Annotated in this window: 6 protein-coding genes; 5 read left to right on the top strand and 1 reads right to left on the bottom strand. The window is 65.6% G+C overall.

All coding sequences use genetic code 11. The annotated features are described in order from the left end of the window. The first annotated feature begins 125 nt into the window (after window positions 1–125). The 3 genes from V5A53_RS12620 (at window position 126) to V5A53_RS12610 (ending at window position 3,115) form a co-directional block, all read left to right on the top strand. Window positions 126–1,805: an aldehyde ferredoxin oxidoreductase family protein gene (locus V5A53_RS12620; RefSeq protein ID WP_332313973.1), complete on the top strand. Its 1,680-nt coding sequence runs from the start codon at window positions 126–128 to the stop codon at window positions 1,803–1,805. A gap of 108 nt (window positions 1,806–1,913) precedes the next feature. Beyond that, window positions 1,914–2,228, top strand: a complete 315-nt coding sequence (locus V5A53_RS12615; RefSeq protein WP_332313972.1) for a hypothetical protein — start codon at window positions 1,914–1,916, stop codon at window positions 2,226–2,228. 143 nt (window positions 2,229–2,371) lie between these two features. Further along, window positions 2,372–3,115 (top strand): SDR family oxidoreductase, encoded by a 744-nt coding sequence (locus tag V5A53_RS12610; protein ID WP_332313971.1) that lies wholly within the window; start codon window positions 2,372–2,374, stop codon window positions 3,113–3,115. 98 nt (window positions 3,116–3,213) lie between these two features. Here V5A53_RS12610 and V5A53_RS12605 read toward each other — a convergent pair whose 3' ends face one another. Then, window positions 3,214–4,305, bottom strand: a complete 1,092-nt coding sequence (locus V5A53_RS12605) for an aminopeptidase (protein WP_332313970.1) — start codon at window positions 4,303–4,305, stop codon at window positions 3,214–3,216. A 109-nt stretch (window positions 4,306–4,414) separates the two neighbouring features. Here V5A53_RS12605 and V5A53_RS12600 point away from each other — a divergent pair, with 109 nt between their 5' ends. Then, on the top strand, window positions 4,415–4,714 hold the full coding sequence (locus tag V5A53_RS12600; protein ID WP_332313969.1) for a DUF7562 family protein: 300 nt from the start codon (window positions 4,415–4,417) through the stop codon (window positions 4,712–4,714). Window positions 4,715–4,759: 45 nt separating this feature from the next. Beyond that, window positions 4,760–5,517: ribonuclease catalytic domain-containing protein (locus tag V5A53_RS12595; RefSeq protein ID WP_332313968.1), on the top strand; the 758-nt coding region annotated here is incomplete at its 3' end.

Below are 5,517 nucleotides of genomic sequence, written 5' to 3'. Positions count from 1 at the left end.
TCGCTACCGGACGCTCCTTCGGTCGCGTCCGGGAAAACACCTCGCTACGCTCGGCGTACACTCTTGTTCTAACGATCGCCCCACCGCCCTCACGATTAATGTGCTCCAGTGCCTCGTATCCGTCCATGCGTCACATCGAGGGGCCTCTCGTTTCGATCGACGTGGGGGACCGGACCGCAACCGAGGTGGATATCGACGGGGTGCTGTCATCATTTGTCGGCGGGCGGGGCGTCGCGACCCGACTCGCTGCCGAGCGTATTCCGACCGACGCTGACCCCTTCGGGGCCGAGAACCGACTCTACCTGACGACGGGGCCGATGCAGGCCTCCCAGATGTCCTTTACGGGCCGGATGAACGCCACGGCTGTCTCGCCGCTGACCGACGGGTTGCTCTCGTCGAACGCCGGCGGCTTCCTCTCGCGGAACGTGACGGGAACGGGGGCGGCGGCCGTCGAACTCGTCGGGGCGAGCGACGAACTGCTGGCAGTCCACGTCCGCGAGGATGGCGTCACCTTCGAGGAGGTGCCCGCACTCGCGGGCGCAGAGGTGCCCGAAGTGGTCGAGTGGGCCGACGAGGAGCATGGCCTCAACGCCGAGCACACGATCTGTATCGGCCCGGCGGGCGAAAACCGGGTCCGATTCGCGTCCATCATGACGAGCGAGTCACGCGCGTTCGGACGCGGCGGCCTCGGGGCCGTTCTCGGGTCAAAGAACGTGAAGGTAGTCACCTTCGACGGCGACGCCGAGTCGTCTGTCGAATTCCCGGCCGAGGCCTCCGAAGTCCATCGCGAGGCGGCTCAATCCGACAACGTGATGAAACGGCAGGGGACGACGTCAGTGGTTGATCTGGGCAACGAGATGGAGGCGTTCCCGACGCGGTACTTCTCCGAACGGTCCTTCGAAGGCCATGAGGCCATCAACGGTGACGTCGTCGAATCGAAGAAATACCGGAAGGGGACCTGTTCGGCGTGTGCCTTCGCCTGCAAACTCCCGACGCGGGACGAGGAAAGTGGTCTCGAGACGGAAGGCCCCGAATACGAGACGGTGATGGCCTTCGGCGGCAACTGCGCCGTCGACGACATGGTCGAGATAATGCGCTCGAACGACCTGTGTGACCGCTACGGGCTGGACACCATCTCCTGTGGCGACACCACCGCCGCGTACCTCTCGGCCGAAGACGAGTTCGGAAACACCGAGTTGGTCCACGAGTTAGTCGAAAAGATCGCCCATCGGGAGGGCGTGGGCGACACGCTCGCCGAAGGCATCGACCGTTGCCACGACGAGTTGGGCGTTGAGAATTGGACGGCGAAAGGCATGGAGTTCCCCGCCCATGACGGCCGGGCGCTCAACGGACAGGGCCTCGGCTTTGCCACCTCGAACCGCGGCGCCGACCACATGTACAGCACCTTCTACGCCTACGAATACCCGCTCGTCGAGCGCTCGGAGGGATTCGACCCCGAAGGTGTCACCGCCGAAAAGGCCGAGAAGTTGGTCGAATCGGAGAACCTGCGTGCGTTCGAGGACTGCGGCGTCGTCTGTCGGTTCTCGCGCGACACGCTGTCGCCCGAGACGTTCGAAGCGCTGTTCGATGCGGACTTCGAGGACCTCCTCTCCGTTGGCGCGCGAGTGGTCTCCATCGAGCGCGCGTTCAACAACGAGCGCGGATTCGACCGCTCGGCCGACGCCGACATGCCCTACGACATCCCCGGATTCGAGGCAGGTCTGGACCACTATTACGAACGTCGCGGATGGACAGAAGAGGGGGTTGTCCCCGATTCGCAGATCTCGGTCGATATCGCTGACTGACGGTTCTGTCGGTTATTCCACGCTTTTGTCGGCGTTTAGAACTCGACGTTTGGATGGGTTTGTCAGAAGCCTTCAAAGGGAGGATAGGGATGGTTGGGACAGAGAGTCATGCTTCCGAAACCGAACATCGACATCGGCGAGAAGACCCGGCGTGCGGTACTGAAGGCCGCAGGTGCGGCCCTCGGCGTTGCGTCCATCGGGACGGCGTCGGGCCACCCCGGTTCCCTCACGGGTGAGAACAACAAGTTCTACGGCGGCACCGACGGCTATCTCGGCGACAACGTCGCCGACGCGTCGTCCGACGACATCTGCCTCGTCGGCTACCACAGCGGCGGCGGCAACTCGACGACCAACCGCCTGTGGCGGAAGGCCAACGCCGCCGTCGAGTCGGTCACCGTCGTCGGCGCCGACAGTACCCTCTGATCGGCCGGTAACGTCCGGTTCCCGGTCCGTTTCCCCACTTCCATTTCTCTCGCGTCTCGCCCGCCACCGGTCCCCTCGCCGGTATCCTGACCGCCACCCTCCGTGCGGGGACGTTTAACACGCTGCCGCCCGTGACGCTCCCCATGGTGGAGCACCAATCGCTCGACGGTAGCACGGCGATCGTCACGGGCGCGAGTTCGGGAATCGGGCGGGAGACGGCGCTGGCGCTGGCGGACGCGGGCGCGGACGTCGCGCTCGCGGCGCGGCGGCGCGAGCGCCTCGAGGATCTCGCGGCGACCCTCGAGGACGACCACGACGCGGAGGCGCTCGTCGTCCCGACGAACGTCCGCGAGGAGGCCGAGGTCGAGGCGCTCGTCGAGACCACCGTCGACGAGCTGGACGGCCTCGACCTCCTGGTCAACAACGCCGGCACGGCCGCCGGCAGCGAGGTCGAGGACATGTCGACCGAGGCCTACCGGACGATGATGGAGATCAACGTCGACGGGATGTTCTTCGCAACGCGGGCGGCGCTGCCACACCTCCGCGAGTCGAGCGGCGCGCTCGTCTTCGTCGGCAGCTTCGCCGGCAAGTACCCCCGGCCGTTCAACCCCGTCTACGCCGCGAGCAAGTGGTGGACCCGCGGGTTCGCCCAGAGCGTCTCCGCGCAGGTCGGCGAGGACGACGTCGCGGTGACGGTCGTCAACCCCTCGGAGGTCCGCACGGAGTTCGGCTCCGAGTACGGCGAGTCCTTCGCCGAGCGCTTCGAGGAGGGCGAGGTCACCGAGCCCGAGGAGATCGCCGAGGCCATCCTGTTCGCGGCCACGCAGTCGCCCTCGATGGCCGCGGAGATCGACCTCTACCGCCGCGACAAGTTCACGATGTTCTGAGGCGCGCCGCGAACCGCGGGCCGGACCGCTCGCGGCCCGGGGCGACGGTGTCGGGAGGATCGACTCCCTCGAGGCCCACTACGCGGCGGCGGATCCGCTCAGGCTTCGAAACCGTCTTCGAACCGGAACGCGCCGTCCCGCTGGACGGTTTCACCGTCGACCTCGATGAAGGAGTCCTCGCTCATGTCGACGATCATGTCGAGATGGACCGCGGACTGGTTGGCCTCGCGGTCCTCGCCGACGCACTCGTCGTAGGCGCGGCCGATGGCCATGTGGACGGTATCGCCCATCTTCTCGTCGAAGAGCATGTTGTAGGTAAAGCGGTCGATATCGCGGTTCATCCCGATGCCGAGTTCGCCGAGGCGGCGCGCGCCGTCGTCGGTGTTCAGCACCTCGGTCAGCAGGTCCTCGTTCTGGTCGGCGCTGTGTTCGACGACCTGGCCCTCCTCGAAGACGAGGTGGGCGCCCGTGATCTCGCGGCCCTGATGGTAGAGGGGCTTGTCGAACAGCACCTCGCCCTCGACGCTGTCGGCGACGGGCGCGGTGAAGACCTCGCCGCCGGGGAGGTTGTGCTCGGCGTAGTCGTTGATGGTCTTCATGCCGTCGACGGACATCGTCACGTCGGTGGTGTCGCCGCTCTTGATGCGCACCTCGCTGGCGGGGTCGAGGATGTCGACCATCTGGGCCTGATGCTCGCGCTGGGCGTCCCAGTCCTTGTTGACGGCGTCGTAGACGAAGTTCTCGTAGCCCTCGGTGCTCATGCCGGCCAGTTGGGCGTGGCCCTGCGTCGGATACTGGGTGAGACACCAGCGCTTCGAGAGGGCGACCTCCTGAACGGGTCGGTTGGCCTTGGTGTGGGCGGCCTGCGTCTCCGGCGGGACATCGCTTTGCTCGGTCGCGTTCGCCGTGCCGCGAACCCGGATGAGTACGTCGCTTTCTTCGTAGAGGGCTTTCGCGTGCGTGGGCGTCTCGATAGCCTCGTCGTCGGCTGCCTGCAGATAGGCGCGGTCGGCGCGGGGGTTGCTGGCGACGTGGAAGGGCGTCGCCCCCCGGTCGCCGACGACCTCGTGGAGGGCGACGGCGAGGTCCTCGGCGGCGGTGGGCGTACTGATGACGACGTTGTCCCCCTGCTCCACCCCGGTCGAGTGGTCCACGATGATCTCTGCGTGTTCACGGATTCGCGGGTCCATACTCCACCTCACGGTTCGCGTCTCCTTATGTTTTTAAATACGGCGCGATCCGTGGGTGAATTCTCACCCGTTAGATAACGCTAAGTGCTGGCCCGTGCTACTCCGAGTCATGTGGCAACGGGGAAGCGGGACCGAGGTGACCTGCATCGCCTGCGGCGAGAGCGTCCCCCGGTCGAAGGCCCGCGAGTACGACAAACACGGGGACCGCTGGGACCGCGAGGACAAGGAGTTCGAACACCTCTGTAAGCCCTGCTACCGGACGCTCTGCCACCAGCCCCGGAAGGGTCTGGAATCGCTGCTGTCGGAGGCGGGCGCCGGCGCCGTCACCCAATCGGAGTTCCTCCAGCGATTCAGCGAGGCGGTCGACGCCGAGGCCGACAGCGAGAACGAACGCGGCTCACAGCAGTAGCCGTCGCACACAACTCCTAACTACTCCTCGCTACTACCTGCCGGTATGACTGACTCCGACGAACAGGCGTATGCCGGCACTGCGGAGGGGCAAGGCCCCGTCGTCATCGGCGAGGAACTCGCCCGGCACCTGGAAAACAAGCGGGAGGAACTCTTCGAGGAGTTCGAGATTCGCGACGAATTCCCGCGGGAAGTACTCGACGAGGCCGAGGAGGTGGCCAGCGACCCTGAGGCCGACATCGAGGAGGAACTCGAAGAGCGAAAGGACCTCCGGAACCTGACGACGTGGACGACCGACCCCGCCGACGCCCAGGACTTCGACGACGCCATCTCCATCGAACGCACCGAGGAGGGCTACCGCCTCTGGGTCCACATCGCCGACGTGACCCACTACGTCAACCCCGATACCACGATGTGGGAGGAAGCCCAGAAGCGCGGCAACACCGTCTACCTGCCCGGGTACACGATTCACATGCTGCCGCCCATCCTCGCCGAGACGGTCTGTTCGCTCGTGCCCAACGAGGACCGACTCGCCCACACCGTCGAGATGCACATCAACGGCGAGACGCTCTCACATGAGTCCATCGACATCTACAAATCGGTCATCCACTCCGATGCCCGCCAGACCTACAACGACTGTGAGGAGCGACTCGACGACCCGGACGCTCCCCTTCATACGGAGAACAAACTCGCCTACGAACTCGCCGAGAAACTCCACGAACAACGGAAGGAGGACGGCTCGCTCGTGCTCAACCCCAAGCGGGACCGCGCCCACACCATCATCGAGGAGTGCATGCTGAAGGC

This window comes from Natronomonas sp. (assembly GCF_036625485.1).
In the GTDB taxonomy this organism is placed as follows: domain Archaea; phylum Halobacteriota; class Halobacteria; order Halobacteriales; family Haloarculaceae; genus Natronomonas.
This window is presented reverse-complemented; position numbering and strand designations above follow the sequence as displayed.

Coding starts and splice junctions, on each gene's coding strand:
- V5A53_RS12620 (WP_332313973.1), top strand. CDS start 126: ATGCGTCACATCGAGGGGCCTCTCGTTTCGATCGACGTGGGGGACCGG.
- V5A53_RS12615 (WP_332313972.1), top strand. CDS start 1,914: ATGCTTCCGAAACCGAACATCGACATCGGCGAGAAGACCCGGCGTGCG.
- V5A53_RS12610 (WP_332313971.1), top strand. CDS start 2,372: ATGGTGGAGCACCAATCGCTCGACGGTAGCACGGCGATCGTCACGGGC.
- V5A53_RS12605 (WP_332313970.1), bottom strand. CDS start 4,305: ATGGACCCGCGAATCCGTGAACACGCAGAGATCATCGTGGACCACTCG.
- V5A53_RS12600 (WP_332313969.1), top strand. CDS start 4,415: ATGTGGCAACGGGGAAGCGGGACCGAGGTGACCTGCATCGCCTGCGGC.